27 protein-coding genes are annotated in these 26464 nt (G+C 71.7%); 8 read left to right on the forward strand and 19 right to left on the reverse strand.

Annotated features, from left to right (window positions below; genetic code table 11):
* Positions 1 to 24 precede the first annotated feature (24 nt).
* Positions 25 to 1266: a cytochrome P450 family protein gene (locus OG746_RS20670; RefSeq protein ID WP_266716589.1), complete on the reverse strand. Its 1242-nt coding sequence runs from the start codon at positions 1264 to 1266 to the stop codon at positions 25 to 27.
* Positions 1267 to 1430: 164 nt separating this feature from the next.
* Positions 1431 to 2267 carry an SDR family oxidoreductase gene (locus OG746_RS20675; RefSeq protein ID WP_266716591.1) on the reverse strand — a complete coding sequence of 279 codons (837 nt, stop codon included), beginning with the start codon at positions 2265 to 2267 and terminating at the stop codon, positions 1431 to 1433.
* A gap of 76 nt (positions 2268 to 2343) precedes the next feature.
* Between OG746_RS20675 and OG746_RS20680 the strand changes: the two genes are divergently transcribed.
* Entirely contained in the window at positions 2344 to 2922 is a 579-nt protein-coding gene (locus OG746_RS20680) for a TetR/AcrR family transcriptional regulator (RefSeq protein ID WP_266716593.1), read from the forward strand.
* 38 nt (positions 2923 to 2960) lie between these two features.
* On the opposite strand, the gene OG746_RS20685 is transcribed toward OG746_RS20680, so the two are convergent.
* The gene (locus OG746_RS20685) at positions 2961 to 3992 is read right to left on the reverse strand and encodes an SMP-30/gluconolactonase/LRE family protein (protein WP_266716595.1); all 1032 of its coding nucleotides are present in this window, start codon (positions 3990 to 3992) and stop codon (positions 2961 to 2963) included.
* 56 nt (positions 3993 to 4048) lie between these two features.
* A complete protein-coding gene (locus tag OG746_RS20690) occupies positions 4049 to 5104 on the reverse strand; it encodes an SDR family NAD(P)-dependent oxidoreductase (protein ID WP_266716597.1) in 1056 nt (351 codons plus the stop codon).
* 184 nt (positions 5105 to 5288) lie between these two features.
* On the opposite strand from OG746_RS20690, the gene OG746_RS20695 reads away from it, so the two are divergent.
* Entirely contained in the window at positions 5289 to 7091 is a 1803-nt protein-coding gene (locus tag OG746_RS20695; protein WP_266716599.1) for a flavin-containing monooxygenase, read from the forward strand.
* Positions 7092 to 7103: 12 nt separating this feature from the next.
* On the opposite strand, the gene OG746_RS20700 is transcribed toward OG746_RS20695, so the two are convergent.
* The 5 genes from OG746_RS20700 to OG746_RS20720 all read right to left on the reverse strand — a co-directional run bounded on the left by OG746_RS20700 (position 7104) and on the right by OG746_RS20720 (position 12183).
* Positions 7104 to 7955, reverse strand: coding sequence for an endonuclease/exonuclease/phosphatase family protein (locus OG746_RS20700; protein ID WP_524540437.1), 852 nt, complete (start codon positions 7953 to 7955; stop codon positions 7104 to 7106).
* A gap of 35 nt (positions 7956 to 7990) precedes the next feature.
* On the reverse strand, positions 7991 to 8839 hold the full coding sequence (locus tag OG746_RS20705) for a PaaX family transcriptional regulator (protein ID WP_266716601.1): 849 nt from the start codon (positions 8837 to 8839) through the stop codon (positions 7991 to 7993).
* A gap of 52 nt (positions 8840 to 8891) precedes the next feature.
* On the reverse strand, positions 8892 to 10283 hold the full coding sequence (locus tag OG746_RS20710) for a prolyl oligopeptidase family serine peptidase (protein WP_266716603.1): 1392 nt from the start codon (positions 10281 to 10283) through the stop codon (positions 8892 to 8894).
* Positions 10280 to 11596 (reverse strand): MFS transporter, encoded by a 1317-nt coding sequence (locus OG746_RS20715; RefSeq protein ID WP_266716605.1) that lies wholly within the window; start codon positions 11594 to 11596, stop codon positions 10280 to 10282. Before OG746_RS20715 ends, OG746_RS20710 begins: the two co-directional genes overlap by 4 nt.
* A 134-nt stretch (positions 11597 to 11730) precedes the next feature.
* Entirely contained in the window at positions 11731 to 12183 is a 453-nt protein-coding gene (locus OG746_RS20720; RefSeq protein WP_266716607.1) for an Lrp/AsnC family transcriptional regulator, read from the reverse strand.
* A gap of 113 nt (positions 12184 to 12296) precedes the next feature.
* On the opposite strand from OG746_RS20720, the gene OG746_RS20725 reads away from it, so the two are divergent.
* Genes OG746_RS20725 through OG746_RS20735 form a run of 3 tightly spaced genes read left to right on the forward strand, consistent with a single transcriptional unit; the run spans position 12297 to position 13890 of the window.
* Positions 12297 to 12911 (forward strand): LysE family translocator, encoded by a 615-nt coding sequence (locus tag OG746_RS20725; protein WP_266716609.1) that lies wholly within the window; start codon positions 12297 to 12299, stop codon positions 12909 to 12911.
* A 32-nt stretch (positions 12912 to 12943) separates the two neighbouring features.
* Positions 12944 to 13384: a PaaI family thioesterase gene (locus tag OG746_RS20730; RefSeq protein WP_266719102.1), complete on the forward strand. Its 441-nt coding sequence runs from the start codon at positions 12944 to 12946 to the stop codon at positions 13382 to 13384.
* Positions 13385 to 13392: 8 nt separating this feature from the next.
* A complete protein-coding gene (locus OG746_RS20735) occupies positions 13393 to 13890 on the forward strand; it encodes a GNAT family N-acetyltransferase (protein WP_266716611.1) in 498 nt (165 codons plus the stop codon).
* 19 nt (positions 13891 to 13909) lie between these two features.
* Here OG746_RS20735 and OG746_RS20740 read toward each other — a convergent pair whose 3' ends face one another.
* On the reverse strand, positions 13910 to 15085 hold the full coding sequence (locus OG746_RS20740) for an acyl-CoA dehydrogenase family protein (protein WP_266716613.1): 1176 nt from the start codon (positions 15083 to 15085) through the stop codon (positions 13910 to 13912).
* 120 nt (positions 15086 to 15205) lie between these two features.
* On the opposite strand from OG746_RS20740, the gene OG746_RS20745 reads away from it, so the two are divergent.
* The 3 genes from OG746_RS20745 (at position 15206) to OG746_RS20755 (ending at position 18069) form a co-directional block, all read left to right on the forward strand.
* A complete protein-coding gene (locus OG746_RS20745) occupies positions 15206 to 16426 on the forward strand; it encodes a CaiB/BaiF CoA transferase family protein (RefSeq protein WP_266716614.1) in 1221 nt (406 codons plus the stop codon).
* Positions 16427 to 16483: 57 nt separating this feature from the next.
* Positions 16484 to 17155 (forward strand): GntR family transcriptional regulator, encoded by a 672-nt coding sequence (locus OG746_RS20750; RefSeq protein WP_266716616.1) that lies wholly within the window; start codon positions 16484 to 16486, stop codon positions 17153 to 17155.
* Between the two features lie 167 nt (positions 17156 to 17322).
* A complete protein-coding gene (locus OG746_RS20755; protein ID WP_266716618.1) occupies positions 17323 to 18069 on the forward strand; it encodes a methyltransferase domain-containing protein in 747 nt (248 codons plus the stop codon).
* Between the two features lie 95 nt (positions 18070 to 18164).
* Here OG746_RS20755 and OG746_RS20760 read toward each other — a convergent pair whose 3' ends face one another.
* From OG746_RS20760 to OG746_RS20800, 9 genes are all read right to left on the reverse strand, one after another.
* On the reverse strand, positions 18165 to 19445 hold the full coding sequence (locus OG746_RS20760) for a YeeE/YedE family protein (RefSeq protein WP_266716620.1): 1281 nt from the start codon (positions 19443 to 19445) through the stop codon (positions 18165 to 18167).
* 241 nt (positions 19446 to 19686) lie between these two features.
* Entirely contained in the window at positions 19687 to 20106 is a 420-nt protein-coding gene (locus OG746_RS20765; protein ID WP_266716622.1) for a TOBE domain-containing protein, read from the reverse strand.
* An 80-nt stretch (positions 20107 to 20186) separates the two neighbouring features.
* A complete protein-coding gene (locus OG746_RS20770; protein WP_266716624.1) occupies positions 20187 to 21272 on the reverse strand; it encodes an ABC transporter ATP-binding protein in 1086 nt (361 codons plus the stop codon).
* Positions 21269 to 22099, reverse strand: a complete 831-nt coding sequence (gene modB / locus OG746_RS20775; RefSeq protein ID WP_524540438.1) for a molybdate ABC transporter permease subunit — start codon at positions 22097 to 22099, stop codon at positions 21269 to 21271. The genes OG746_RS20770 and modB overlap by 4 nt, the downstream gene beginning before the upstream one ends.
* Positions 22096 to 22893 (reverse strand): molybdate ABC transporter substrate-binding protein, encoded by a 798-nt coding sequence (gene modA, locus OG746_RS20780; protein ID WP_266719104.1) that lies wholly within the window; start codon positions 22891 to 22893, stop codon positions 22096 to 22098. Before modA ends, modB begins: the two co-directional genes overlap by 4 nt.
* A gap of 197 nt (positions 22894 to 23090) precedes the next feature.
* Positions 23091 to 23486: a TOBE domain-containing protein gene (locus tag OG746_RS20785; RefSeq protein ID WP_266716628.1), complete on the reverse strand. Its 396-nt coding sequence runs from the start codon at positions 23484 to 23486 to the stop codon at positions 23091 to 23093.
* Between the two features lie 39 nt (positions 23487 to 23525).
* Positions 23526 to 24899, reverse strand: coding sequence for an MFS transporter (locus OG746_RS20790; protein ID WP_266716630.1), 1374 nt, complete (start codon positions 24897 to 24899; stop codon positions 23526 to 23528).
* A gap of 58 nt (positions 24900 to 24957) precedes the next feature.
* Entirely contained in the window at positions 24958 to 25572 is a 615-nt protein-coding gene (locus OG746_RS20795; RefSeq protein ID WP_266719105.1) for a TOPRIM nucleotidyl transferase/hydrolase domain-containing protein, read from the reverse strand.
* 163 nt (positions 25573 to 25735) lie between these two features.
* On the reverse strand, positions 25736 to 26407 hold the full coding sequence (locus OG746_RS20800; protein WP_266716632.1) for a GntR family transcriptional regulator: 672 nt from the start codon (positions 26405 to 26407) through the stop codon (positions 25736 to 25738).
* Positions 26408 to 26464: the final 57 nt, after the last annotated feature.

Consider the following 26464-nt stretch of genomic DNA (forward strand, 5'->3'; position numbering starts at 1 on the left):
GCCGGGCGGGCCCCACCCGGTCCGTCAGTGCCGCGCGTCGTCGTCCGACCGCAGACGCACGGGCAGCGACACGTGCCCGTTGCTGATGAGGGTGGGGTACGGGGCCAGTTCCTCGACCGGTACCGCGAGTTGCATGTGCGGGAAGCGCTCGAAGAGCAGCCGCAGCGCGGTGGTCACCTCCAGGCGGGCGAGCGGGGCTCCGAGGCAGAAGTGGACGCCGTGCCCGAAGGCGAGGTGCTCCTTGGTGGGACGGGTGGCGTCGAACTCGTCGGCGGTGTCGCCGTACAGGGTCGGGTGGCGGTTGGCGGCGGCGTAGGACGCGAGGATGGCGTCACCGGCGCGGATGGTCCGCCCGTCCGGCAGCGGGAAGTCCTGGAGCGCGTAGCGCAGGGGGAGGTGCTTCACGGCCGGCTCGTGGCGCAGTGTCTCCTCGACGACGTCCTGCCAGGTGCAGCGCCCGGTGCGGATGTGGGCGAGCTGGGCCGGGTCGGCGAGCAGCGAGGTGACCGCCTGGTCGATGAGATTGACGGTCGTCTCGTAGCCCGCGCTGATCATCAGCAGCAGGGTGTCGCGCAGTTCCGCGTCGCTCATGGTGCTGCCGTCGCCCTCCTCGTCGCGGGTGGCGATGAGGAGCGAGGTCATGTCGTCGGCCGGGTCGGCGCGCTTGGAATCGATCAGCTCGTCGAGGAGCTGGTAGACGGCGGCCGTGTTCTTGGCGGCCTCCTCGGCGGTGAGCGTGGTGGCGAAGATCTGGTCCACCATGGTGCGGAACTGGGCCTGCTGGCTGCCCGGCACGCCCATCAGCCGGCTGACGACGGCGATCGGCAATGGGTACGCCAACTGCTCGCGCAGGTCGACCACTTCACCGTCGGGGAGTTCGTCGAGGCCGTCGAGGATGCCGGTGACGAGTGCCTCGATGTCGGCCTGCATCGCGGTGATGCGGCGGGCCGAGAAGGCGGGGGCGACCATGCGGCGCAGCCGGCGGTGGTCGCTGCCGTAGGCGGTGAACATGTTGTCGACGGCCACCCACAGCGCCAGCGGCCAGGTGGCGACCGTCTCGGCGAAGGCCGGCCAGTGGGCGCGGGCGTTCTTGGACACGTGCGGGCTGGTGAGCAGCTGCTTGAGGAGCGCGGGATCGGAGACCGACCAGGCGGTCACCCCGAGGATGTCGACGAGCGTGGCCGACCCGCGCTCCCGTAACGCCCGGTGCTCGGCGTGGTGGTCGGGGCTGTTGGGGTCGAGGACGAGTATCCGCTGGTCGGGCACGGTGGGGCTCCTTCGGCGGACGGGCGGTGTTCCGCCCAAGAGCGTCCCGCTCCGCCGTCGTCGCGTCCAGAGCGCCTGGTCGGCCACTCGGCGGTGGAGCCCCGCCGTCGCTTCTGGAGACGGAGCCGCCTCGCCGCTTCAGAGGGCTGAGTTGCCCCGCCGCTTCAGGAGTCGGAGTCGCCCCGCCCCGCCGCCGAGCGCGCGGCGGCCACCGCTCCGCCGTCGACCAGCAGGTCGGTTCCCGTGACGAAGGATGCCGCGGGGGAGAGCAGGAACGCCGCCGCCTCCGTGATGTCGTTCGGGGTGCCGGCGCGGCCCGTGCCCGAGCTCTCGATCATGGCCCGTATTTGGTCGCCGGACTCGCCGGCCAGCTCCGCGCGGCCCATCGCGGTGGAGATCACGCCGGGGCTGATCGTGTTGACGCGGGCCCCGCGCGCGCCCCATGCGCGGGAGGCGGCCTGTACCCGCAGGTGGTTGGCGCGCTTCGCGAAGGCGTAGGCGGCGCCGGGGTCGGTCAGCGCGTCCGGCCGCAGGAACGGCAGGTCGAGCAGTGCGTCGGTGGGCGTGGAGCGCAACGCGGCCTCGACCTCGGGCGGCAGCGGGGCCAGGTGCCCGGCCATCGACGCGATCACCACACCCGCACCGCCCTCGGCGATCACCGCGCCGAACTCCTCCAGGACCAGGGCCACCCCCAGCAGGTCCACGGTCAGCACGGCCGCGGCCGGGGCCTGCACCGGGGACAGGCCCGCGGTGTGCGCCACCTGCGTGACCGGGCCGAGCCCCGCGGCGGTCGCGGCCAGCTCCGCGACGGAGGCGCGCTCGGCGACGTCGACCCGCAGCGGCGTGACGTCGTAGCCGTCGGCCGTCAGCCCCTCGGCCACCGACGCCAGCGACTCGCCGTCGAAGTCGGCCAGTACGAGACGGGCCCCGGAGCCCTGCCGGCGGGCGATCTCCCGCCCCATCCCGCCGACACCGATGACGACGACCACGGGCTTGGGCATGAGTTTTCTCCTCGTTGATGTGGATAGAGCCAGTTATGCGAGTGGGGCCGGTATTGCGCTGCATTACGCTGCCAAGGTGACGAACCCCTCCGACCCCGATCAGGCCCGCCCGGCGAACCAGGGACGCCGCGTCGCGGCCCGCAACCGGGCCGCCCTCATCGCCGCCGCCCGCGAGGTCTTCGCCGAGCAGGGGCTGAACGCGCCGCTGTCCTCCGTCGCGCGCCTGGCCGGGGTCGGGCAGGGCAGTCTGTACCGGCACTTCGCCGACCGGGTCGCCCTGGCCTCGGCCGTGCTCGACGAGAACGTACGGCAGATCGAGGCGGCCGCCGCCGAGCCCGAGGCGAACCTCAAGTCCGTTCTCGGCGTGGTCACTTGGCACATCACACGCTCCACCGCCTTCGTCGATCTGCTGCGGGTGCGCGGGGACGACGAACAGGGCCGGGAACTCTCCGCGCGGGTGCGCGGCGTCCTCGGCCGCTGCCCGGCCGCCGGGCGCGGCCTGTCCGCCGACGAGCTGATGCTCGCCATCGCGATGGTCTCCGGCGCCGTCGCGGGACCCACCCTCGCCGAGCGCGAACGCCTGGCGCTCGCGGCCTGGGGGCTGCTCGGCGTCGAGGTGGGGCCGCTGCGCTCCGTCGAGCTCGGCGACGACTGACGGTCAGCCGCCGAGTCGACCTCGGCGACAGCTGACCGTCAGCCGCCGTTGGACAGGCGGATGCCCTTGGCCAGCGCCGAGAACTTGTATACGTACCCGCCCTTCGGGCCGCTGACCGTCATATAGGCGTCCGTGCCGCCCCGCGTGATGGCGACATTGGTCGCCGACTGGAGCCCCTCGGCCTCCTTCGCGGGCACCTCCACCGTGCCGAGGCGCTCCCCGTACTTGCTGAAGACGGCCATGGCGGGCCGGCCGTGCAGCGCCTGGTAGAGATTGCCCTTGGCGTCCACGGCGATGGAGTCGGTCTGCGCGAGGCCGCCGTCGACGTGGATGGCCTCGTGCCGGTTGGTCACCGCCGTCTTGTCGGCGTCGAGCAGCAGGTACGAGATGGTGTCCTTGGCCAGCTCGCTGATCCACAGCCCCTTCTGCTCGGGGTCGAACATGACCCCGTTGGGGTGGGCCAGCTTGTCGGCGAGGACGGTGGACTTCTTGCCGTCGCGGTCGATCCGTACGATGCGGCCCTCGGCCTCGCCCGTCTTCATGCCGTGCAGATCGCTGACGTACAGATTGCCGTCGTCGTCGAAGGCGATGTCGTCGGGGTTCATGGTGGATCCGTCGACCTTGCCGGAGAAGAACGTGCGCGGGTCCGAGCCGTCCCGCGCGAGGCTGATGATGTCGCCGCTCTGGTACTCCGTCAGATACACGCGGCCGTCGTGCGGGCTGATCTGCGCGGAGGTGTACGCGCCGGTCTTGTCGGTGTAGACGCCCTTGTGCTTGCCGGTCTTGAGGTCCACGGAGAGGAGCTTGGGGTCGCCGGGCGGCGCGGTGACGTCCACGACGTACAGCTCGTCGTCCTTGACGAGGACGGGGCCCTCGAGGAGCGTCATCCCGGTCGCCTCGTGGACGTCGGTGACGTGGGAGACCTGGGTGGCGCGGATGGTGCGGCCCTCGGTGGAGGAGGCCGGTCCCGACTTCTCGGCGGTGGCGGTCTGCGTGCCGCAGGCGGTCAGAGCGAGGAGGCCGACGGCTGCGAGACCCACGAGGGTGCGGGGCGCGAGGTGCGTGGTCATGGGTGTCCTGCCTTCTTCGTCGTAAGTCTTCGTCGTACGTCGGTCGGCTGTCGGGTTCAGGCCACCGACCAGCCGCCGTCCGACGGCAGAATGACCCCGTTGAGGTTCACCGCGTCCTTGCTGAGCAGGAACGTGACGGAGGCGGCCAGCTCCTCCGCCATCGCGAGACCGGGGATCGCCACGCGCATCTTCGCGGTGCGGGCGGAGCCGTACGGCGCGCCCTCCGGGACCTGGATCCCCGTGGCAACGGCGCCCGGCGCCACCGCGTTGACCTGCACGCCCGTGCCCGCGTACTGGTACGCCGAGGACTTCGTCAGGCCCACGAGGGCGTGCTTCGAGGTCGTGTACGCGGCGCCGGCCGCCGAGCCGCGCAGCGCCGCCTCGGACACGATGTTCACGATCCGGCCGCCGCCCGCCGCGAGCATTCCGGGCACCACGGCGCGCATCAGCAGCATCGGCCCGTCGACGTTGATGCGCATGACGCGCTCCCAGATCTTGTCGTCGATCTCGTGCACGGCGGCGTCGTTGTCCATCACGCCCGCGACGTTCGCGAGCGCGTCCACGCGGCCGCCCGCCGCGGCGAGCACGGTGTCGGCGGACGTGGGCTCGGTGATGTCAGCGGCGACCGGCACGAGCGCCTCGCCCAACTCGGCGGCCAGATCGGCCAGTTTGTCGCCCGACACGTCGACGGCGACGACCCGGCCGCCCTCGCGTACGACACGCGAGGCGACGGCCCTGCCGATTCCGGAGGCGGCGCCGGTGACGACGACGGTCTGCCCGGAGAAGCGGCCGGAGGTGACCTGCTCGGTCCACTGCTCGGGGGCGCCGATCTCGATGCCCGGGTCCGCGGCGGTGGCGTGCGCGGCCGGGGGAGCGGTGGGCAGGCCCTCGGGTATCTCACCGGTCTCGGCGGCGGTGACCAGCACACCGACCAGCTCCGCGGGGAACTTGCCGCCGGACATCTTGACGAGCTGCTCCAGCGGCAGGCCGAGGGCGGGGGCCAGGGCTTCCTCGCTCTGCCCCTGGGAGGCCAGCATGCCGCGCAGGATCTGCCCCGCGGCGGGGTTCGCGAGCCAGTCGCGCAGTGGGGAGGTGGGGGTGAGGTTCGACATCGCGGGCCTTTCGCGTCGAGTCGGGTCGCGTTGAGTCGTGTCGCGTCACGTCGTGGGGCCGGGTGGGGTGCACCGGACCCTACCGGACAGTGTTGTCCGGTTGTTGGGTTACGGTACCTGTGACCGTGCGGAAGCCCCAGCGTGGGGCGACTTCGCATGTCCCCCCACGAGAGGAAGCCGCCGCATGACCCTGCCGCAGTGCGCCACGCCCCCCACCCCGCAGGAGACGGCGGAGCTGCGCGAGCGCTACCGCATCGAGCGCGAGCGCCGCGTCCGCCCCGACGGCGCGGCCCAATACCGTTCCACCACCGCGGAGTTCGGCTACTTCGCCGCCGACCCGTACGCGGGCGAGGTCGCCGAGCGCGAGCCGCTGCGCGACGTGGTGGACGTCGCGGTCGTCGGCGGCGGGTTCGGTGGGATCCTGGCGGGCGCGCGGATGCGGCAGCAGGGCCTGGAGAAGGTGCGGGTGATCGAGCAGGGCGGCGACTTCGGCGGCACCTGGTACTGGAACCGCTACCCCGGCATCCACTGCGACATCGAGTCGCACGTCTACCTGCCGATGCTGGACGAGACCGGCTACGTACCCGAGTGGAAGTACGCGCCGGGCGACGAGATCCGGCGCCACGCGGTACGCATCGCCGAGCGCTTCAACCTGTACGAGGACGCCCTCTTCTCGACCGCGGTGACCGCCCTGACCTGGGACGGCGGCGCCCACCAATGGGTGGTCACGACGGACAGGGGCGACGAGTTCCGGGCCACGTACGTCGTCACCGCCACCGGCACCCTCTCCGAGCCCAAGCTCCCCGGCATCCCCGGCATCGAGGACTTCAAGGGACACACCTTCCACACCTCGCGCTGGGACTACGGCTACACGGGCGGCGGCCCCGATGGCGGCATGACGGGCCTCGCCGACAAGCGGGTCGGCGTAGTGGGCACGGGAGCCACCGGCGTCCAGGCCATCCCCGAACTGGCCGAGGACGCCCGGCAGTTGTACGTCTTCCAGCGCACGCCCTCCGCCGTGGACGTGCGGGGAAACCGGCGCATGACGCCGCAGGACATCGGCGCGGACCGGCCAGGCTGGGCGCACGAGCGCCGCGAGAACTTCCTGCGGATCGTCTCCGGCGAGGACGCCGAGCGGGACCTGGTCGCCGACCGCTGGACCGAGTCGGCGGCACTCCTCGAAAAGCTCCTGCCCAGCTTCCGTCGCGACGGCGAGGCGGACTTCGAGGCGGCGTACGAGGCCGCCGACCACGCCACGATGAACGAGATCCGCGACCGGGTCGCCGCCGAGGTCACCGACCCGGCCACCGCCGAGGCCCTCAAGCCCTGGTACCGCTACGCCTGCAAGCGGCCCACGTTCTCCGACCTGTACCTGCCCGCCTTCAACCGCGACAACGTCACGCTCGTGGACACCGCGGAGACCCATGGCATCGAGCGCATGACGGAGCGCGGTGTCGTCGTCGGCGGGGTGGAGTACGAGATCGACTGCCTCGTCTTCGCGACCGGGTTCTCCGTCGGTGTCTCCGGAGTCACCTCGGGAAAGCTGCCGGTGACGGGCCGCGACGGCCTCCAACTCCTCGACGCGCTCAGCCGGTTCGGCCCACGCACCTTGCACGGCTTCACCAGCGCCGGCTTTCCCAACCTGATCCAGCTGGGCCCGATGCAGAACGCCTCCAGCGTCAACTTCAGCCACATCCTGGACGAACAGGCCGCGCACGCCGCGGCCCTCGTCGCCGCCGCCGAGAAGGCCGACGCCGTCCTGGAGCCGACCTCCGAGGCCGTCGACGCCTGGCGCGCGACCTGCGCCCAGGGCTCCCCCGACCACGAGTGGTTCCACGCCGAGTGCACCCCCGGCTACTACAACCGCGAGGGCCGCGGCCGCCCCAACGGCCCCAACTCCTACCCGCACGGCGCGGTCGCCTTCCACGAACTGCTCCGCCGGTGGCGGGAGGAGAACGTGGGGGAGGTGCTGCGCAAGAAGGGGTGACGGCCGCGGGCCCTACGGCTCCCGGTTCTCCAGGTCCGCGCGGAACGAGTGGTGGTCCGAGTACGCGCTGGGATGCACCGCATGGGTTCGCGCGTCGAAGCCGCGCAGGAAGATGTAGTCGAACTTGCTGTACCAGTCCGTGGTCGTCCCGCAGTCGGTGTCGGCCGTGGGGCGGCAGCGGGGGTCCGCGTCCGTGGCCAGTGACCACATCGGGGCGAGTTCGGGAGCGTCCGGCACGGCGTTGAAGTCGCCCAGCACGATGGTGCGTTCGTGGCGGGCGACCGCCTTGGCGAAGACGGAGACCTGCTTCTCGCGGAACGACTCCTGCTCCCGCTGCGCGAGATGGGTGTTGAAGACGCGGACGGGGCGGCCGCCCACCGAGGTGGTGACGGCCAGGTAGCCGCGGTCCTCGGAACCGCCGTCCGGATACTCGACGGTGACGGGGTCGGTCATCGGTGCCGCGGAGAGGATCGCCTGGCCGTAGCCGCCCGCCCGCCACGGAAGTCCCCCGCAGCGGCCCCAGTTGCGCAGCACCGAGCCGTACTCGACCCGGTACGTCAGACCGTAGAAGGTCTTCAGGTAGGCGCGGATCTCCTCGACGTCCCGCACACACGCCTCCTGCAGGCCGACGACCTGCGGCGCGTACGTCGCGATGTCGGCCGCCCTGCCGAGGTTCTGGGCGCTGCCGCAGGGGTTGCAGATGTTCCACGTCATGACGCGGCCCGGCACGATGTCCTTCGCGGCGCCGACGGGCAGCGGGAGCGGCTCGGAGACGAGCGCGCCGCTTGGTGTGCTCGGGCCGATGAGCACCATGCAGACCGCGGCCACGGCCACCGCGAAGAACCGCCTGCCCCGTGCGAACACCGGCACCTCCTCAGGATGGCCTCAGGGTGATCCTGTCATCGCACCGTCGTCGTCTGGAGCAGTTCGCGGGCCATTTCCCGCGCGGGCGCCTCGGTTTGTTCGGCGATGCGGTGGAACGTCTCCTGGGCGGAGCGGGCCGGCCAGTCGCGCGGGAGGTGCCCGGCCGGCAGCCGGGGATCGGCGCGGATGGTGTCGAGCCACTCGCTGACCAGCAGCAACCGGGTACCGAGCGGGTCGTCGGCTCCCGCCGCGGGCGCGTCGCCCCATCTGCTGTCGAAGGCCCGGTACCGGGCCGCGACGCTCTCCAGGTCCCACGTGTCACGGATCATCTCCTCGATGTCCGTGGCCACCCCCGCCTCCCCGTGGAAGACCTTGACGTGCTTGGCGAGCCCCAGCTCCGCGACCACCGCCGACACGTCGACCTGCCCCGGCGCGATCCACAACCCGCTGTACAGGGCGCCGAACCCGGACCAGGCGAGGCGCGAACGCAGCTCGTGGCGCTGACGCTTCCAGGCGTCGGGGAGCGAGAAGGCGAGCAGCGTCCAGGTGCCGTCCCACTCGTCGTTGACCGCGCCCTGCTTCCAGATGCGGGCGCCGCCGTCGTCCAGCACCCGCTTCGCCTGCTCCGTAAGCCCGAAGTGCATGCGGCGGCCCTCGCGCCGGCGCTGCAACAGGCCCCGGTTGACCATCCGGCTCAGCGTCGACCGCACCGCCGGCTCGCCGACCCCCACGCGGCCGAGGACCTCGATGATGCTGCCCGAGTACACATACAAGTCCCCTTCCGCCAGCACATGGTTGCCGAAGAAGGCGAGCAGGAGCGACTGCGGGCGCGGCTGGGCGCCGTCCGCCGCGGAGCCGGTCAGATCGTCATTGTCGTACGCCACGGTGGAAAGCGTACGGCCGCCCACCGACAGCGCGGCGGGCGGCCGGACCCGATCACCGGCCATCGGCGGGGTGTGCGCGGTCGTACGGTCGCAGATAGGGGGTGGGCCGGTACGAGACGTACCGCGAGGGGTCGGTCGCATTCGCTTCCGCGGCAGCCGCGTTGAGGGAGTCCGCGTCGGTTCCGTGCCACTTCCCCGTGTCGATCCGGTCCTCCAGGGTGTGCAGCGCCGCGACCTGCTCCGCGGCGCTGAACGTGCAGTGCCCGGCGTTGTCGGTGTAGGCCTGCCGCAGCTGGGAGGAGGCTCCGGCGGCCGTGACGGCACGGCGCAGCGCGCTCTCGGTCTGCACGGGCACGAGCGGGTCGCCGGTGGTGTGCACGTCGAACTGGGGCTTCGTGAGCTTGCCGGAGAACGTGCTGGTGCGGCGCATCCAGGACACCGCGTCCGGGTCCGCGCCGATGCGCGGGGCGCGGCCCAGCGTGGCGAGATCGTCGCGCAGGGAGAGCCCCGACTTGCGGTACAGCTCGGTGACCTCCTTGCTCACGGAGGACTGCGCGAGCAGCTTCGCGTAGTCGACGCCGGTGTTCCAGGACGTGTTGCCGCCGGACCGGGTCTCGGACTCCTGGCGCCGGTTGAAGGCGGCGATCTTGAGCAGTCCCTTGACGGCGTCGTACTGGTTGGCCTGTTGGGCGTCCCAGTCGGTGGCGCCGGGCCGGGGCTGCGCCTCCTGGTTCCAGCCGGGGATGTTGTGCAGGGCGGCGGCGAGCGCGATGCGGGCGCGTCCTTCGGGGGACGTCTGCGCCTTGTCGACCGCGGCGACCATGGTGTCCGCCGCGCGCGTGGCCGTCTCCTGGTCCGGCAGGTCGACCAGCGGCACGTCGGAGCCCGGCGCGAGGAGCGTCTTGAGGGCGAACACGGGGTCCAGCGTGTTGTTCCAGTTGGCGACGCCGCCGTGCACGAGGCCGCACAGGGACAGCGATCCGTCGATGCGCTCCGGGTGCCGCTCGGCGATCGCGGTGGTCACCATCCCGCCGTACGAGCGCCCCCAGGCGACGGTGCGCCCGGCGGAGCCGAACCGGTCGGTGAACGCGGACAGGGTGGCCAGTTGGTCGTCGACCGCGCCCGGCAGCGCCCAGCCGGCGGAGGCGTAGGAGGAGCCGGCCAGGGCGTAACCCTGCTTCAGGAGAAGGGACTTGGTGGCGTCGTCCGGGGCGTCCTCGGCGGGGTTGGGCGCACCGACGTCGTTGTAGCCGTGGCTGAAGAGCAGGACCGTTCCGTTCCACGCCGTGGGGACGTCCATGACGTACGTCGCGCCCGAGGGCAGGCTGCCCTCCACGTGTCTGCTGTCCGGCGCCGCCGCGACGGCCTGGGCGGGCAGCGCGGTGGCGGCCAGTACGACGGCGACGGCGCAGGCGATACGTGTCCGGGGACCGGGCTTCTTCACGCGGAGGCCTCCTTGGTGAGGGCGGTGGGGTGTTCGGTGGCGTGCACGAGGGCGTCCTTGCCGGTCTCGCGGACGAACCAGAGCGAGACCGCGGTGATCAGCGAGCCGCCGCACAGCAGCAGGGCGATCGGTGTGCTGTCGCCGCTCCCCGCCACCAGGGCTCCGGCGATCATGGGGGAGAAGCCGGCGCCGACCAGGGTGGCGCCCTGGTAGCCGAGCGAGGCGCCCGTGTAGCGCACGCGCGTGCCGAACATCTCGCTGAACAGGGCGCCCAGCGGGCCGTACATCATGGACTGGGCGACCCCGTGCCCCAGGACCACGGCGAGGATCAGCAGGCCGGGCGACTTGGAGTCGACGAGCGCGAGGACGGGGAAGGCGAGCGCCGCGGAGACGAGGGCGCCGGCGAGGACGACCGGCCTGCGGCCGATCCGGTCGGAGAGCACCGAGGCGCAGGGCAGCACGACGAGCGCGACCGACGAGGAGACCGTGAGCGCGGTCAGCGCCTGCGAGCGCCCGTAGCCGATGTCGGTGGCGTACGAGATCAGGTAACTGGTCAGCAGGGACTGCGCGGTGAAGGCGCCGATGCCGACGCAGCAGGCCAGGAGGACGGGGCGCGGTCGGCGCAGCACGTCGACGATCGGCAGGCGCGCAGTGTCGCGCTCCTGCTTCACCTCGGCGAACAGCGGGCTCTCGACGACCTTCAGCCGTACGAAGAGGCCGACGCCGAGCAGCACCACGCTCAGCAGGAACGGCACCCGCCAACCCCACGACATGAACTCTTCTTTAGGAAGCGAGACGACGAGGGCGACGACGGCCGCGGAGAGCAGCGAGCCCAGTGGCGCCCCCAACTGCGTGAAACTGGACCACAGCCCACGCCGTCGCGCCCCCGCGTGCTCGACGACCATCAGCGTGGCGCCGCCCCACTCACCACCGATGGCGATGCCCTGCACGACGCGCAGCGTGATCAGCAGCAGCGGCGCCCAGACACCTACGGTGTCGTACGTCGGCAGCAGCCCGATGAGGAAGCTGGCGCCGCCCATCAGGCCCATCGTGAGCAGCAGCATCGACTTGCGTCCCAGCCGGTCGCCGAAGTGCCCGAAGACGATCCCGCCGAGGGGGCGGGCGACGTAGCCGGCGGCGAGGGTGCCGAACGCGGCGATGGTGCCGACGGCCGGGTCGGCGCCGGGGAAGAACAGCTCACCGAAGGCGACCGCGGCGACGGTGCCGTAGACGAGGAAGTCATAGAACTCGACGGCGGTCCCGAGCAGCCCGGAGAGGGCAACTCGCCGCAGTTGTTTGGTGTGTTGGGACATCGCGGGCTCCCTTGGGCAGGGGAAGGGTGCCCGTGAATGTATGCGCGCTGATGACTGCGGTCAATAAAGTGCACAACATCAGAGTGTGGGAGAACGGTTGGGAGAGCGAGAGAGGGCTGGAGGGGGGTGGCGAGTCAGTCGGGCAGCGGCCGATTCGCGACGACGTTCTTCATTACGAGCGTGGAGTTCAGGCGCTGCACTCCCGGCAGGCGCGCGAGCTGCTGGTCGTACAGCTGCTGGAAGGCGGTCAGGTCGGCGGCGGCCACCCGCAGCAGATAGTCCGGGTCGCCGAACAGGCGCTGCGCCTGCAGCACATGGGGCACCGCCGCCACCGCCTCCTCGAACGAGGCGACGGTGTCCCGGTCCTCCCAGCCCAGAGTGACGAAGACCAGCGCCTCGAAGTCCAGGCCGAGGGCGGACGGGTCGACGACGGCGCGGTAGCCGCGGATCGCCCCCGAGCGTTCGAGATCGCGCAGGCGGCGGTGGCAGGGCGAGACGCTCAGCTTCACGCGTGCGGCCAGCTCGGTGATGGTGAGACGGCCGTCCATCTGCAGCTCGGTAAGAATTTTCCGGTCCATGGCATCCATGAAGAAGATTCTCCCTCAGATCCGCCGGTGGCGGGGGAAAGAAGGGAACACCTTCGGGCGGATCCGGCCTAGCCTTCCTCGCGTACAACTGCACGTGAGAGGGATCGACACACATGGACACGACCACACTGGCGGCATTTCTGGCCGTGGACCTCCTGCTGGTGTTCACGCCGGGCGCGGACTGGGCCTACGCGATCGCGGCCGGACTGCGGGACCGCTCGGTCGTCCCGGCGGTGGCCGGGCTGATAACCGGCTACGTGGGATACACACTGCTCGCCGTCGCGGGCCTGGCGGTGCTCGTGGCGAGTTCGGCGACCCTGCTCACGGCGCTGACCGTCGCCGGGGCCGGATACCTGGTGTGGCTCGGCTGCAACGTGCTGCGGCAGCCCGCCGTGCTGAGCGCCGGCGAAGAGCCCGTCGGCGCCTCCCGCCGCCAGGTCATGCTCAAGGGCATCGGCATCAGCGGCCTCAACCCGAAGGCGCTGCTGCTGTACCTCTCCCTCTTCCCGCAGTTCATCCACCCGGCGACGGGCTGGCCGGTGGCCGTGCAGACGGGCGTCCTCGGCACCCTCCACATGACCGCTTGCGCCGTCGTCTACCTCGGTGTCGGTGTGCTGGCGCGCACCGTCTTGAAGACACGTCCTTCGGCGGCGCGGGCCGTGACCCGGGTCTCCGGGGTCATGATGATCGCGATCGGTGGTTTCCTGTTGGCGGAGCAGTTGGCGTAGACGGAGTCCGAGGAGCGCGTGTGAACGACGAGATGGACCGGATGCAGGCGATACAGGCCCGCATCCGCAAGAGCTTCGACCGACAGGGCCTGATGGCACATCTGGGCGCCCAACTCACCGAGGTCGCCGAGGGGCGGGTGCACATCGTGCTGCCGAGCAGGCCCGAACTCACCCAGCAGCACGGCTACTTCCATGCGGGCGCCACCAGCTCGATCGCCGACAGCGCCGGCGGCTACGCGGCGTACACGCTGTTCCCCGAGGACACCGAGGTCCTCACCGTCGAGTACAAGATCAACCTGCTCGCCCCGGCCGTCGGCGACCACCTCGAGGCCGTCGGCACCGTACTGAAGCCGGGACGCACCCTGACGGTGTGCCAACTGGAGGTGTTCGGGGTGCAGGGCGACCGGCGCAAGCTGGTGGCGAACGGGCAGCAGACCCTGATCCGCGTGGACAGTGCGGCGGCGAGCAGATGAGCGAGCGGATGAGCGAGAAGATGTCCACCTTCACCACCGGACGGCTGGCCATGCTGCCGCTGCGTGTCGAGCACGCCGAGGAGATGGTCGACGTGCTCGCAGATCCGGCCCTGCACACCTTCATCGGCGGCACACCGGACACGGTCGAGGAACTGCGGGCGCGCTACCGGCGGATGCTCGCGGGCTCGCCCGACCCGGCCGTCACCTGGCTCAACTGGGTGGTCCAACTCCGGGACGAGGAGCGCCTGGTGGGCACGGTCCAGGCGACCGTCGGAGGCGGCGTCGCGGAGATCGCCTGGGTCGTGGGCACGCGGTGGCAGGGGCGCGGCTTCGCCACCGAGGCCGCGCGAGGGCTCGTCGCGTGGCTCGGGGAGCAGGGCGTCGGGACGCTCGTCGCCCACATCCACCCCGAGCACCACGCATCCGCCGCCGTCGCCACCGCCTGCGGGCTCGCGCCCACGGACGAGTGGAACGACGGCGAAGTGATGTGGCGGCTCAGCAGGTGACTCAGGTGACTCAGGCAGCTCAGCGGAAGGCCGGCAGGCCCGTCAGGGTCTTGCCGATCACCAGCGAGTGGACCTCGCTCGTGCCCTCGTAAGTGAGCACGGACTCCAGGTTGTTGGCGTGCCGCATCACCGGGTATTCGAGGGTGATTCCGTTGGCGCCGAGGATGGTGCGGCACTCGCGGGCGATCTGGATGGCCTCGCGCACGTTGTTGAGCTTGCCGACGCTGATCTGCTCCGGTGTGCCGCGGCCCTCGTCCTTGAGCCGGCCGAGGCGCAGCGCGAGCAGCATGCCCTTGTCGAGTTCGAGGGCCATGTCGGCGAGCTTCTGCTGCGTCAGCTGGTACGAGGCCAGGGGGCGCTCGAAGACCGTCCGGTCACCGGCGTAGGAGATCGCCGCTTCCAGACAGTCGCGGGCGGCGCCGAGCGCGCCGAACACGATGCCGAAGCGGGCCTCGTTGAGGCAACCGAGCGGGCCGGAGAGACCGCGCGCGTTCGGCAGCATGGCGTCGGCGGGCAGCCGTACGTCCTCCAGGACCAGCTCGCTGGTGACGCTGGCGCGCAGGGACAGCTTGCGCTTGATCTCCGGAGCCGAGAAGCCGGGCGCACCCGCCGGGACGAGGAAGCCGCGCACGCCCTCTTCGGTGCGGGCCCAGACGACGGCGATGTCCGCCACCGAACCGTTCGTGATCCACATCTTGGCGCCGTTGAGGACCCAGTCCTTGCCGTCGCGCTTGGCGTTCGTGCGCATCGAGCCGGGGTCGGAGCCCGCGTCCGGCTCGGTGAGGCCGAAGCAGCCGATCTTCTCGCCCGCCGCCATGCCCGGCAGCCACTGCTGCTTCTGCTCCTCGGAGCCGTACTTCCAGATCGCGTACATCGCGAGCGAGCCCTGCACCGAGACCAGGCTGCGCAGACCCGAGTCCACCGCCTCCAGCTCCATGCACGCGAGCCCGTACGAGACGGCGCTGGTGCCCGCGCAACCGTAGCCCTCCAGGTGCATGCCGAGGACGCCGAGACCGCCCAGTTCGCGGGCGAGCTCGCGGGCCGGGATGGCGCCGTTCTCGAACCACTCGGCCACCTTCGGGCGCAGCTCGCGCTCGCCCATGGTGCGCACGGTGTCGCGGATGGCGCGCTCCTCGTCGCTCAACATGCCGTCGATGTCGACGAGTTCGAAGGGGTGGAGGGGGGCTGAGGGCATCGCGGACTCCTTGGCTGCGTGGCCGGTCGGCGCTAGGGTGACGGATATCGGATTTTGGATCCAACTTTCTTTACGTCTCGGATCGTAGCCGCACGCCCACCGCTTGCCAAGGAGAGTCGTATGCGGGCCACCACCAGCCCGGCCGCCGAGCCGGCCGCCCAGGGCGCCCTCGCAGGGCTCGTCGTCGCCGACTTCGGCCGGGTCCTCGCGGCCCCGTACCTGACGATGCTCCTCGCCGACCTCGGCGCGGAGGTCATCAAGGTCGAGCGCCCCGGAGCCGGCGACGAGACCCGCTCCTGGGGGCCGCCCTTCGCCGACGGCGAGGCCACCTACTTCCTCGGGGTCAACCGCAACAAGCGCTCCGTCGCCCTCGACCTGACCGAGGAGTCCGGTCGCGAGGCCGCCCGCGCCATCGCCGCCCGCGCCGACGTCCTCGTCGAGAACTTCCGGCCCGGCACCATGGACCGACTCGGCCTCGGCTACGAGGAGTTGAGCGCGCTCAACCCCGGCCTCGTGTACTGCTCGGTCACCGGATTCGGCTCCGCCGAGGGCGCCGCGCTGCCCGGCTACGACCTCCTGGTGCAGGCCATGGGTGGACTCATGAGTGTCACCGGGGAGCCGGGCGGCCAGGGCACCAAGGCCGGTGTCGCGCTCGTCGATGTCATCACGGGGATGCACGCGGGGCTCGGTGTCATGGCGGCGCTGCGACACCGCGACGCCACCGGCGAGGGGCAGAAGGTGGAGGTCTCCCTGCTCACCTCGCTGCTCTCGGCGCTCACCAACCAGGCCTCCGCGCACGTCGCCGGGGGAGTGGTGCCGCGCGCGATGGGCAACAAGCACCCGAGCATCGCCCCGTACGAGGTCCTCGACGCCAAGGACCGGCCGCTCGCGCTCGCCGTCGGCAACGACCGCCAATTCGGCGCGCTGTGCGCCGAATTGGGGGTGCCGGGCCTCGCCGAGGACCCGCGCTTCGCGAGCAACACCGCGCGCGTGGCCCACCGGGAGGAACTCCTGGCCGAACTCACCGAGCGGCTGCGCGAGCGCGGGGCCGACGAGTGGTTCGAGACACTGACCGCCGTCGGCGTGCCCTGCGGCCCGATCAACGACCTCGGGGAGGCCTTCGCCTTCGCGGAACGGCTCGGCCTCGACCCCCGCGTACACATCGACGACCCGAACCGCGAGGCCCCCGCTGCCCAGGTCGCCAACCCCATCCGGCTGAGCGCCGCCCCCGCCGCGTACATCACGGCGCCGCCGCGGCTCGGCGAGCACACCGAGCAGATCCTCGCCGAGCTGGGGCTTTCCGCCGCCGACGAGGCGGGCGATGTCAGTGCGGCTCCGTAGGATGGGCGCCGTTCACCACGTGCTGCCGACGCCCGGCAGAGAGGAAGAGGAGCCGCCATGACCACGCCCGCACCGAGGCGGCGGCCCCCCACGGCGCAGCAGTTCGTGCTCGAGGAGCTGCGCCGCGCCATCACCAGCGGGGAGATCAGGCCGGGCATGCCGATCCGGCAGGACGCCCTCGCCGAGCAGCTCGGCGTGAGCCGGGTGCCGCTGCGCGAGGCGCTCAAGACGCTGGAGGGCCAGTCCCTCGTCGTGCACCACGCGCACCGTGGCTACTTCGTGGCCGAGCTGTCCCTGGCCGAGCTGCGCGAGGTGTACCGCATCCGGGAGATCCTGGAGGCCGAGGCCGTACGCGAGGCGATGCGCGGCGGCGGTGCCGTCCTCGACGCCCTGGCGGAGGCCCAGGAAGAGGTGGAGGCGCAGGCCGCCGCTGCGGATGTCGCGGCGATGGCGGCCGCCAACCGCAGATTCCACTTCGTCCTCTTCGAGGCGTCCGGCATGCACCGCCTGGTCCAGCTCATCGCGACCTTGTGGGACGCCACCGACGCCTACCGTTCCCTGTACTACGCGGACTCGACCAGCCGTACGCATGTCATCGACGAACACCGGGCGGTCCTCGACGCGTTGCGCGAGGGGCGCACGGAGGACGCGGTGCGGCTGCTCGACGGGCATCGCGAGCATGCGGTGGCCGCGCTGGAGGGGCTGCTCGGCGAGGCGGCGGGGGCGTAAATCGGTGGAGCGCGCGGTCCGGACGGCCTAGGTTGACCGGGTCCACCCCCGCGTGCAGAACGAGGTGTGCTTGATGACGGTCCGAGCAACGGCGGCCGACTCCGGTCGTCTGTCCCTCCCGGAAGCCCTGACCTCATCGCACGTCTCGAACGTAAGGAACACCCCTCGTGGATCTGCCGCGCATCTTCACCGTTCGCGAAAGTAGCCACCGCATCCACAACCCGTTCACCCCGGGCAAGCTCGCCGCCCTGGGCCGGGCGCTGCACCTGGCGCCCGGGACCCGGATGCTCGACCTCGCCAGCGGTTCCGGCGAGATGCTGTGCACCTGGGCCCGCGACCATCACGTCACCGGGACCGGAGTGGACATCAGCACGGTGTTCACCGAGAAGGCCCGCGCCCGCGCCGCCGAACTCGGTGTCGCCGACCGGGTCGCCTTCGTCCACGGCGACGCCTCCGGGTACGTCGCGGACGAGCCGGTCGATCTCGCCGCGTGCGTCGGGGCGACCTGGATCGGGAACGGCGTGGCCGGCACGGTCGACCTCCTCGCCAAGAGCCTGCGCCCCGGCGGCCTGATGCTCATCGGCGAGCCGTACTGGCGCCGTGAGGTGCCCGACGAGGACACCGCCAGGGCCTGCCACGCCGGCGGCAAGGACGACTTCCTGCCGCTGCCGGAGCTGATCGAGCGCTTCGGCGGGCTCGGGTACGACATCGTGGAAATGATGCTGGCCGACCAGGACAGCTGGGACCGGTACCAGGCGGCTCAGTGGCTCAACCTCCGCCGCTGGCTCGACGGGAACCCCGAGGACGAGCTGGCCGCCGAGGTACGGGCCGAGCTCACCACCGGTCCCGCCCGCTACGCGCGGTACCAGCGCGAATATCTCGGCTGGGGAGTCTTCGCGCTGATGGCGCGCTGACGGTCACACGAGACGCGTTGACGGTCACACGAGAGCGGGTCCGGGGAGCACGCTGTGCGCTCCCCGGACCCGCATGTCTTCGATGCCCTACGAGGTCAGCAGACGCTGTCCGACGGCTTCGGGTTGCCGAGGCCGAAGACCGGGCGCAGCCGCAGGCCCGCCCACGTGCCGAGGATGGCGACGGCGCCCCAGATCCAGCCGTGCAGCGAACCGGAGACGATGCCCGCGAGGTACGCGCCGATGTTGCAGCCGCCCGCGAGGCGCGCGCCGATCCCCATCAGGATGCCGCCGACGACCGCGGCGACCGCCGTACGGGCGGGGATGCCGCGGTGCAGCTTCCACACGCCGCCCGCCGCGGCGGCGACCGCCGCGCCGACCATGATGCCGATGTCGGTGAGGCTCGTCTTGTCGGCGAGCACCGGTCCCGCCAGCTGGGCGGAGTTGCCGGGCTGCTGCCAGAACGCCCACGTCTCGGGGGACCCGCCGAGCGCGCCCACCACCTTCGAGCCCCACAGCGCGAACGCGCTCGTCACGCCCCACGCGCCGCCGGACACCAGCAGCACACCCGCGCCGAGCACCGCGAGCACGATGGCGCCCGCCGCCAGCGGCCAGGAGCCACGGACCGTACGGAGCAGCGTGCCCTTCGCCGACGGCGGAGTGCCGACCGGCGGGGGATTGCGGCGGGCCTGCACGGCGCGCGCGATGAACCAGATCGCGGCGAGCGCGACGATGGTGATCGCCCAGGAGCCGAACCAGCCGACGTGGTCGGACAGCAGGTACGGGTCGAGCGCCGGCAGATCGCTCCAGAGCCCGAACTGCCAGGCGGCGAGGGTGGAACCGACGATGAACCCGAAGAGCGTGAGCACGATCGAGCTCTGCCCCGAGCCGACCGCGAACAGGGTTCCGGACGCGCAGGCGCCACCGAGCTGCATGCCGATCGCGAACAGGAACGAGCCCACGATGAGGCCGATACCGATCGGTCCCGCACTGGGCGCGGGCACCGAACCGAACAGCCCGCTGCCGGTGCCGATGATCAGCGCGAAGAGCGTCGCCGTCGTGCCGAGCAGCAGGGCGTGCGCGCGCAGCCCGGTGCCGTTGCCGACGGCCACGAGCTGCCGCCAGGCGGAGGTGAACCCGAACCGCGAGTGGAACAGGGCGAACCCGAGCCCGAGCCCGAGCAGCAGCAGGACGCCCGGCTTGGCGCCGTGCGCCACGAACACGTAGGCGTCGAGAACTGCGCCGATGACCCCGGCGCCGACGAGCGGCCCCCACCGGGTGGGCGGCGCGGACTCGGCGACCGGGGCGGGCGAGGAGGTGGGGGACGGGGCGATCAGGGCGGCGCGCGGCGGCGCCCCGGCGGGGGGAGCGGTGGTCACGGCAGGTCTCCGGCAGCTGGAGTGGGAAGGTTCGGACAGGAGGAGCTCGCCGCGCCGAAGCGGCGCGGCAGGACGTCAACGACGACAGAGCGCGTCGTCGACACTCCACGTCGTGGCCGCGAAGAGCGCGAGAGCCAGGTGACGAGCGGGTCCGAACATGTGCGCCACTTTAGGGTTTCCGCCGGATTCCGTGGGAGCGCGTCTCACATCGCGGGCGCGACATGAGACGCGAGCGGGTCCCTCAGGCAGTGGCCAGCGACACCTCTGTCGACTTCAGCAGGGCGACCACCGTGGAGCCGGCCGCCAGGTGCAGGTCGGCGGCGGCGTCCTTCGTGATGGCGGCGGTCAGCTCCGCCCCGCTGATGTCGACCCTGACCGAGGCCATGGCGCCCCCGGTGGCGACGTCCCTGACCGTGCCGGGCAGCTGGTTGCGGATGGACAGGCCCTCGACGGGCGCTGTCGCGAGCGCCACCTCGGTGGACTTGACCAGGGCTCGGACCGCGGAACCCGAGGCGAGGCCCAGGTCCTTGACGGACTCGAGGGTGATGGCGGCCGTGAGGTCCTGGCCGCCGTCGAGACGGACCTTGACCGTCGCCATCACCTCGCCCGTGGTGACGGCCGTGACGGTGCCGGGAAGCTGATTGCGGATGGAGAGGGCCATGGCGATGCGCCTCGCAAAGTCGGGTTTATGGGGCTTTTGCGTGTGCTTCACCCTAGAGCCCGGGCAACCCGAAGGACCCGTCACGCCGGATACGCGTGCGTCTGTGTCGCCTTGACCGTGGCCCACACCTTCGCGCCGGGGTGCAGGTCGAGTTCGGCCGCCGCCACTGTCGTCAGGTCCGCGGCGAGGGGGAGGTCGCCGGAGAGGGCGGCGCGGATCTGGTCGCCGTGCGTCTCCATCCCGCTCACCTCGCACCGCCACAGATTGCGCGCGCTCGACCCCGTGGGCCGCTCCCGGTGCAGCGTCACCGCGCTGGGCGGAAACGCGACGAAGACCGGGCCGTTCAGCTCCTCCGTCGTCGTGATCGCGGGGCCGTCGTCGTCGACGTGGACGGTGTGGCCCTCGGCGCGGCCCCGGTACAGATTGAGGCCGACGAGCTGGGCGATGTAGTCCGTGCGCGGGCGGCGCGCGACGTCCGACGGGGCGCCCTCCTGGACGACGTGGCCGTGCTCGATGACGACGAGCCGGTCGGCCAGCACCATCGCGTCCAGCGGATCGTGGGTGACAAGCACCGCCACCGCCTCGAACTCGGCCAGGTGGCGGCGGAGTTGGGCGCGCACGTCCAGGCGGGTGCGGGCGTCGAGCGCGGCGAGCGGCTCGTCGAGGAGCAGCAGCCGGGGCCGCGTGGCGAGCGCGCGGGCGAGCGCGACCCGCTGCGCCTGGCCGCCGGACAGCCGACGCGGCTTCGCCCCGGCGTGCTCCGCGAGCCCCATCCGGTCGAGCCAGGCCTGCGCCTGCGTACGAGCATCCGCCTTCGCGGCGCCCTGGCAGCGCGGCCCGAACGCCACATTGTCGAGGGCGCTCAGGTGCGGGAACAGCAGATAGTCCTGGAACACCACGCCCACCGGGCGCGACTCGGGTGGCGTGCCGTCGAGCGGGGTGCCATCGAGGTGGAGGTGTCCGGCGTCGAGGGGAGTCAGGCCCGCGAGGGCACGCAGCGCGGTGGTCTTCCCGGCCCCGTTCGGGCCGAGCAGCGCGACGACGTCGCCGGGGTTCGCGGTGAGCGCGACGTCCAGCCGGAAGGTGCCGCGATCCACGACGAGCCGCGCGTCGAGCCCCGCCCCCGCCACATCCTCGTACTGCACCGTCTTCTGAAGGTCGGTCATGACGCGGTCATCCAGCGGTCACGCAGGCCCGCAAGCACCGTGATCGACACGGCGAGCAGCACCAGGCTGAGGGAGATCGCCGCGGCCGGGTCGCTCTGCATGGCGAGGTACACGGCGAGCGGCATGGTCTGGGTGCGGCCGGGAAAGTTGCCGGCGAAGGTGATCGTCGCGCCGAACTCGCCGAGCGCCCGCGCCCACGCGAGCACCGCGCCGGCCGCGATCCCGGGCGCGATCAGCGGCAGCGTCACCCGCCGGAACGCGGTGAACCGGGAGGCGCCGAGCGTCGTGGCGGCCTCCTCGTAGCGCGGGTCGGCCGCCCGCAGCGTGCCCTCGACACTGATCACGAGGAACGGCATCGCCACGAAGGCCTCGGCGATCACGACACCGGTCGTGGTGAACGGCAGCGTGATCCCGAACCAGGAGTCCAGGTACTGCCCCACGACACCGTTGCGCCCGAGCGCGGTGAGCAGCGCGACGCCGCCCACCACGGGCGGCAGCACCAGCGGCAGCGTCACCAGGGCCCGTACGAGACCGCGCCCCGGGAACTCCGTGCGCGCGAGCAGCCAGGCCAGCGGCACCCCGAGCACCAGACTCACCAGCGTCGCCAACGTGGCGCACACCAGCGACAGTTGGAGCGCCTGCCACACCTCGGGACTGGTCAGCTGCTCGGGCAGCTGCGCCCACGGGGCCCGTACGAGCAGTGCGATCAGCGGCACCACAAGGAACGCAAGGCCCACGAGCGCGGGTACAAGCAGCGGCAGCGGAGGGACGCGGCCACGGCGCCGCCGCGCCCCGCCCTCCACGGTGTCGTTCGCCGCCACGGTCACGGCTTCAGGAACCCGGCCTCGGTCAGCGCCTTCTGCCCGTCGGCGGACTTGACCAGCTCGATGAACGCCTTGCCCGCCGCGGCGTTCGGCGCCTTCTTCAGCGGGGCGATCGGGTAGTCGTTGATGGCGTCCTTGGACTCGGGGAACTCCACGCCCTCCACCTTGTCACCGGCCGCGTGCACATCCGTCTTGTACACGACCGCCGCGTCCGCCTCCTTCAACTCCACCTTCGTCAGGGCGCTCTTGACGTCCTGCTCGTACGAGACCGGGGTGAGCTTCAGCTTGCTGGCGCTGAGGGCCGTCTGCGCGGCGGCACCGCACGGCACCTCCTTTGCGCACAGCACGACCTTCTGGCCGGGCTTCGTGAGGTCCTTCAGGGACGACACCTTGTGCGGGTTGCCGGGGAGGGTGGCGATCTCCAGCTGGTTGCGGACGAAGGTGCTCGGCTTGCCGTCGGCGTCACCGGCGTCGGTCACCGTCTTCATCGTCTTGGGGCTCGCGGCCGCGAACACATCGGCGGGGGCGCCGCCGGTGATGCCCGCGGCGAGGCTGTCGCTGCCGCCGAAGTTGAAGGTGACCTTGGTGCCGGGGTGCTCCTTCTCGAACTGCTTGCCCAGCTTCGTGAAGCTCTCCTTGAGGGAGGCGGCGGCGAACACGTTCACCGTCCCGGACAGCTTCTTGCCGCTGGACGCCCCCGAGGAGTCCGCATCGGACGCACCGGACCCGGAGTCGGACGATCCGCAGGCGCTCAGCGTCAGCAGCGCCGCCGCCCCGATGCCGGTCACCTGAAGCATGCGGCGGGTCGTGGTCCTGCGCGCGGAACGGGTTGTCACGGTTCAGCTCCCCTGCTGTGTCCTGGAACGCTTACGGCGACCATACTGCCGCATCTGCCAGGGGGAAGTCGCCTGTGGGTTCGCATGATCCCGGTGAGTGGACGGTGTGGGTGTGCATGTGCGTTCGTACGTACATGTGGTGGGAGGGGGAGTGATGCTCACGCACGGTCGATATGGACATTCGTCGACTTCACGCGGGCGGTGGCCTCCATGCCGACCTCCAGGCCCAGCTCCTCCACCGCCTCCCGCGTGAGCAGCGAGACCAGCCGGTGCGGCCCGGCCTGGATCTCCACCTGGGCGGCGACGTCGCCGAGCTTCACGGCGGTGACGATGCCGGGGAAGGCATTGCGCACGGAGGTGTACGAGGGGTGGTCGTCGGCGTCGTCGCCCGCTGCCAACTCCACGGAGAACGCGGCGAGATCCTTGCCCTGGACGACCCGGTGCCCACTCGTGTCTCGGTGCGTGACGATCCGCCCGGCATCCGCCCACCGCCGCGCGGTGTCGGGGCTGACGCCGAGCAGCCGTGCGGCCTGGCCGATTGTGTAGGACTGCATGCGGCAAAGATTAACTTCCGGCCGCCGTGGGGCGATCGCTCAGTGCGGCCGCTCGGGACGCGGCACGACACGCACCGTCAACGCGGCGGCGGCCAGCCACAGCACGGCGGCCAGTACGCCGATGTGGTGCAGCCCCATCGTGAACCGGGCAGGCGACTCCGGGTCCCGCGCCAGCGCCCCGAACACCGCGATGCCGAGCGCGCCGGCCGCCTGCCGTGCGGTGTTGTTGACGCCGGACGACAGGCCGGGCCGGTCCGGCGGCCCCGCCTGCAACGCGGCGGCGACCGCGGCAGCGGTCAGCAGCCCCATGCCGAGCCCGAGCCCGAGGAGCGTCGGCAGCAGATCGCCGTACGTGGACGCGGGCGTGAGCACCAGCAGACAGGCGGAGCCCGCTGCCCCCACGAGCAGCCCGGCGACCATCGGCGGCCGCGGTCCGAGGCGTGCGGCGAGCCTCCCCGTGACGGGCGCGCACGCGGCCAACGGCACGAACAGCGGCAGCAGCATCGCCCCCGCCGTCAGGGCGTCGCGGTGCTGGACCTTCTGCAGATACAGCGTCATCACGAAAATCGAGCCGATCCCGACGAAGTTCATGGCGGCCGCCACCGCGTTGGCCCCGACGAAGTCCGGCCTGGGGGCCAACTCCGGCGGGAACATCGGCTGCGCCGCCCGCCGCTCCCACAGCGCGAGGGCGACAGCGGCGAGCACGGCGGCCACCGCCGCGACGACCGGAGCCGCGGACACCCCGGAGCGCCCGGCCGAGATCGCCGAATAGACGAGAGCGGTGAGGAAGACGGCCGCGGCGAGCAGTCCCGGCACATCGAGGCGCCCGGTGCGGGACGGCGCGTCGGCCCGCACGTATCGCCAGGTCAGGGCGGCGGCCACGAGCACCACCGGCAGATTGACGAGAAACACGGACCGCCACCCCACCGCGGTGACCAGCACACCTCCGAGCACGGGGCCCGTCGGCAGCGCGAGCGCCGACACCCCGGCCCACACCCCCAGGGCCCGCGCCTTCTCCTCCCGCTTCGGAAACGTCCGGTTCACCACGGCGAGCGTGCTCGGCAGCAAGAGCGCCGCCGCGAGACCCTGCAGCGCCCGCGCCGCGACCAGCGTGCCGACGCTCGGCGCGAGACCGCACAGCAGCGACGTAACGCCGAACAGCGCGAGCCCGACGAGCACCACCGTGCGATGCCCCCACCGGTCACCGATCACCCCCGCGCCCAGCAGGCACGCGGCGAGAACGACAGTGTAGGAATCGACCACCCATTGCAGCCCGGAAAGGTCGGTGCGCAGGTCCTCTCCGATATGGGGGAGCGCGACATTGACGACGGTGACATCGAGTTGCACCAGGAACATGCCGACGCACATGAGCGCCAGGACCGGGCCGCGGTGCCGGATTGCTGTGGTGTGCATGTACTCCATGGTGGCCGGTGAACCCTTCGGGGCGCACCGAAACGTCGCCGCATGCCGCCTACAGCTGCGCGAAAAGCTCCTCGAGCGGCGCGGGCACGCACCCGGCGTCGTACGCCGCCTCGGTCAGCAGTCGTCCGTAGCGGATCTTGCGGCCGGCCTTGGTGCCGAGGAAGCGGCGCAGGCGGCGGTGCGCGGGCCTGTCCTGCTGGGCGGGCTGGCGGGCGAAGGTCTGCCAGGGGTGCCACTCGCCGGCTTCCCGGACGACCTCCTCGACCCGTGCGACGCCGAGCGCGCGGATGAACTCGTCCTCCAGGTCCGCGACGCACACGAAGACGGTGCCGCCGTCCGGCCCGTCGGCCGGTTCCAGCGCGCGGTCGTAATAGCGCCGCTCGCGCTCGTCGCACAGCCCGGTCAGGCGCAGCCCGAGCCCTGCCGGTCCGAGCAGCCGGGCGTAACGGCCCACGTTCATCGCGCCGCCCATGGACACGACGCACACGCCCTCGGCCGCGAGGTCCCGCCCGCGCCGCTCGGCGAGCGCGTCAACCGCCGCGACGTCACTGAGCCCTTCGAGGAGTACGGCGCTGCGCACCCGCAGACGTACGGCCAGCTCCCGGGCCGGCGTGCCGGAACCACCGGCGGCCCACTCGGTGACCGCCTGGTGGAACGCCTTCATGCCTGCCGTGTCCGTCGTCTCCGTCACGCGCTCAATCCTCTGTTGGAACGGCCGGGAGCCCAACCGGGTATCTGTGACGGTTCTAAGCCCCGCTCCGGGACGAGACTCGCGGGGTCCGGGGCAGAGCCCCGTGGGGGAGGCAATGCCCGCCGCACCCCAACGGTCAGCCCGCCGCCGGCTCCGTCAGGTGACGCCACGTCCGCACCAACTGGCTGAACTCCTTCACCTGCACGAGCACATGCTCACGCGCCGCCTCCTCCGCCCTCTCCGCCGCGCCGGAGGCAATCGCGTCGGCAATTGCCCGGTGCTCCGCCAGGGACCGCCGCATCCGGTCCGGCACCCTCAACTGCAGCCGCCGGTAAGGCTGAAGGGCCCGCTTGAGCGCATGGGACTGCTGCCGCAGATACTCGTTGCCGCACGAGTCGTAGACGATCGCGTGGAAGCGGGCGTTGGCGTAGTAGTAGGGATCGGCGTCGCCCGCGCGCGCATGCTGCTCGCACTCCCGCAGCGCGTCCTCGAGCTCGGCCAGCGCCTCACGCTCTATACGGCGAGCCGAAAGCCGCGCCGCCATCCCCTCCAGCTCCGCCATGACCTCGAAGCGCTCGGCCAGCTCGGACACGCTCAGCTCGGTGACGTACGTGCCCTGCTTCGGGCGGATCTGTACGAGGCCGGACCGCTCGAGGGCCTGCAGCGCCTCGCGCACCGGCGTGCGCGAGCAGCCGAACTCGCGCTCAAGCTCCGCCGGGTCGAGGCGTTCGCCCGGCCGGTACCGGCCGTCCACCACCGCGTTCTCCAGGGCGTCGCGTACGCGTCTGGCCTCAGGGACTCGAGCCATCTCCACCTCCGATTGCCCAGATTATCCGGCCGCTCCAGGGGGTGGCGCCGGTCACTC

Origin of the sequence: Streptomyces sp. NBC_01016, from assembly GCF_026341035.1 — a bacterium.
Taxonomy (GTDB): domain Bacteria; phylum Actinomycetota; class Actinomycetes; order Streptomycetales; family Streptomycetaceae; genus Streptomyces.

Excerpts from the sequence above, each read along its gene's own strand:
- OG746_RS20675 (WP_266716591.1), bottom strand. The coding sequence starts at position 2,267 with ATGCCCAAGCCCGTGGTCGTCGTCATCGGTGTCGGCGGGATGGGGCGG.
- OG746_RS20685 (WP_266716595.1), bottom strand. The coding sequence starts at position 3,992 with ATGACCACGCACCTCGCGCCCCGCACCCTCGTGGGTCTCGCAGCCGTC.
- OG746_RS20690 (WP_266716597.1), bottom strand. The coding sequence starts at position 5,104 with ATGTCGAACCTCACCCCCACCTCCCCACTGCGCGACTGGCTCGCGAAC.
- OG746_RS20695 (WP_266716599.1), top strand. The coding sequence starts at position 5,289 with ATGACCCTGCCGCAGTGCGCCACGCCCCCCACCCCGCAGGAGACGGCG.
- OG746_RS20715 (WP_266716605.1), bottom strand. The coding sequence starts at position 11,596 with ATGTCCCAACACACCAAACAACTGCGGCGAGTTGCCCTCTCCGGGCTG.
- OG746_RS20720 (WP_266716607.1), bottom strand. The coding sequence starts at position 12,183 with ATGGATGCCATGGACCGGAAAATTCTTACCGAGCTGCAGATGGACGGC.
- OG746_RS20725 (WP_266716609.1), top strand. The coding sequence starts at position 12,297 with ATGGACACGACCACACTGGCGGCATTTCTGGCCGTGGACCTCCTGCTG.
- OG746_RS20730 (WP_266719102.1), top strand. The coding sequence starts at position 12,944 with ATGGACCGGATGCAGGCGATACAGGCCCGCATCCGCAAGAGCTTCGAC.
- OG746_RS20735 (WP_266716611.1), top strand. The coding sequence starts at position 13,393 with ATGAGCGAGAAGATGTCCACCTTCACCACCGGACGGCTGGCCATGCTG.
- OG746_RS20740 (WP_266716613.1), bottom strand. The coding sequence starts at position 15,085 with ATGCCCTCAGCCCCCCTCCACCCCTTCGAACTCGTCGACATCGACGGC.
- OG746_RS20745 (WP_266716614.1), top strand. The coding sequence starts at position 15,206 with ATGCGGGCCACCACCAGCCCGGCCGCCGAGCCGGCCGCCCAGGGCGCC.
- OG746_RS20750 (WP_266716616.1), top strand. The coding sequence starts at position 16,484 with ATGACCACGCCCGCACCGAGGCGGCGGCCCCCCACGGCGCAGCAGTTC.
- OG746_RS20765 (WP_266716622.1), bottom strand. The coding sequence starts at position 20,106 with ATGGCCCTCTCCATCCGCAATCAGCTTCCCGGCACCGTCACGGCCGTC.
- OG746_RS20770 (WP_266716624.1), bottom strand. The coding sequence starts at position 21,272 with ATGACCGACCTTCAGAAGACGGTGCAGTACGAGGATGTGGCGGGGGCG.
- modA (WP_266719104.1), bottom strand. The coding sequence starts at position 22,893 with ATGCTTCAGGTGACCGGCATCGGGGCGGCGGCGCTGCTGACGCTGAGC.
- OG746_RS20785 (WP_266716628.1), bottom strand. The coding sequence starts at position 23,486 with ATGCAGTCCTACACAATCGGCCAGGCCGCACGGCTGCTCGGCGTCAGC.
- OG746_RS20790 (WP_266716630.1), bottom strand. The coding sequence starts at position 24,899 with ATGCACACCACAGCAATCCGGCACCGCGGCCCGGTCCTGGCGCTCATG.
- OG746_RS20795 (WP_266719105.1), bottom strand. The coding sequence starts at position 25,572 with ATGAAGGCGTTCCACCAGGCGGTCACCGAGTGGGCCGCCGGTGGTTCC.
- OG746_RS20800 (WP_266716632.1), bottom strand. The coding sequence starts at position 26,407 with ATGGCTCGAGTCCCTGAGGCCAGACGCGTACGCGACGCCCTGGAGAAC.